The organism is Protofrankia sp. CiP1_Cm_nod2 (assembly GCF_920664355.1).
Taxonomy (GTDB): Bacteria; Actinomycetota; Actinomycetes; order Frankiales; family Frankiaceae; genus Protofrankia.
Window position 1 is genome coordinate 1 of record NZ_CAKKTL010000367.1, and the last position, 1,377, is coordinate 1,377.

Genomic DNA, 1,377 nt, shown 5'->3' on the forward strand with positions numbered 1-1,377 from the left:
TGCAGGGCGACGGCGCGCACGCGGTGTGGATCGGTGACGTCGTGATCGGGGCGGACGCCGTGGGTACCGACACCTACGAGCTCAACCGCAACCTCGTCCTCACCGACGGTGCCCGGGCGGACTCGGTGCCGAACCTGGAGATCTCCACCGGGGAGGTCACCGGCGCCGGCCATGCCAGCGCGACCGGGCGGTTCGACGACGAGGCGCTGTTCTACCTGATGGCGCGGGGCATCCCGGCGGACGAGGCGCGGCGCCTGGTCGTCCGGGGCTTCTTCGCCGAGATCGTCGACCGGATCGAGATCGGCTCGCTGCGGGAGCGGATCACCGCGGCGGTCGAGGCCGAGCTTGGCGGGGTCGTGTAGTGGGCGGTTTCCAGCGGGTGTGTGCCCTGTCCGACCTGAGCGAGGACCTCCCGCTCGGGGTGGAGGTCGACGGCGAGCCGGTGTGCCTGGCGCTGTCGGGCGGGCAGGTCTACGCCATCCGTGACGAGTGCTCGCACGCCGACGTCATGCTCTCCCAGGGCGAGATCGAGGACGCGAAGATCGAGTGCTGGCTGCACGGCTCGCAGTTCGACCTCACCACAGGTGAGCCCCTGGGGCTGCCGGCGACCGAGCCGGTGCCCGTCTATCCCGTGAAGATCGATGGTGACGACGTTCTTGTGGACGTCGGGGAGTCATAGCGCACGGCGCGCGGCGCATGTCAGGGCAGCGCGCGGGCCCGGTGGGGCAGGCGCCCCACGGAGCGGTTCCCGCGGCGCGGGGCCACGGTGCGCGGCGTGCGTCACAGATAGCGGTTTGAGGAGACTGAACTAAAGTGTCGACCCTTGAGATCCGTAACCTCCACGTCTCGGTGGAGACCGACTCCGCCGAGGGGAGGGAGATCCTGCGCGGCGTGGATCTGACGATCCGCCGCGGCGAGACCCATGCGATCATGGGGCCGAACGGCTCCGGCAAGTCGACGCTGGCGTACTCCATCGCGGGCCACCCCAAGTACACGATCACCGAGGGGACGGTGACGCTGGACGGCGTCGACGTCCTCGCGCAGAGCGTCGACGAGCGGGCCCGTGCCGGGGTCTTCCTGGCCATGCAGTACCCCGTCGAGGTGCCCGGGGTGTCGGTGTCGAACTTCCTGCGCTCGTCGGTGACGGCCGTGCGCGGCGAGGCGCCCAAGCTGCGGACGTGGGTCAAGGAGGTCCGCGAGTCCATGGCGACGCTGGAGATGGACCCGGCGTTCGCCGAGCGCAGCGTCAACGAGGGCTTCTCCGGCGGTGAGAAGAAGCGCCACGAGATCCTGCAGATGGCCCTGCTCAAGCCGAAGATCGCGATTCTGGACGAGACCGACTCCGGCCTCGACGTGGACGCGCTGCGGATCGTCTCC

Annotated in this window: 3 protein-coding genes; all 3 read left to right on the forward strand. The window is 69.9% G+C overall.

What is annotated here, in order from left to right; genetic code table 11:
• Positions 1-362 (forward strand): SufD family Fe-S cluster assembly protein (locus NBW84_RS23435; RefSeq protein ID WP_250287464.1); only part of this gene is annotated, 362 nt, incomplete at its 5' end.
• Entirely contained in the window at positions 362-679 is a 318-nt protein-coding gene (locus tag NBW84_RS23440; protein ID WP_250287467.1) for a non-heme iron oxygenase ferredoxin subunit, read from the forward strand. The genes NBW84_RS23435 and NBW84_RS23440, both read left to right, overlap by 1 nt.
• 134 nt (positions 680-813) lie before the next feature.
• Positions 814-1,377, forward strand: a 564-nt coding sequence (sufC, locus tag NBW84_RS23445) for a Fe-S cluster assembly ATPase SufC (RefSeq protein ID WP_250287469.1), incomplete at its 3' end; no start/stop codon positions are given.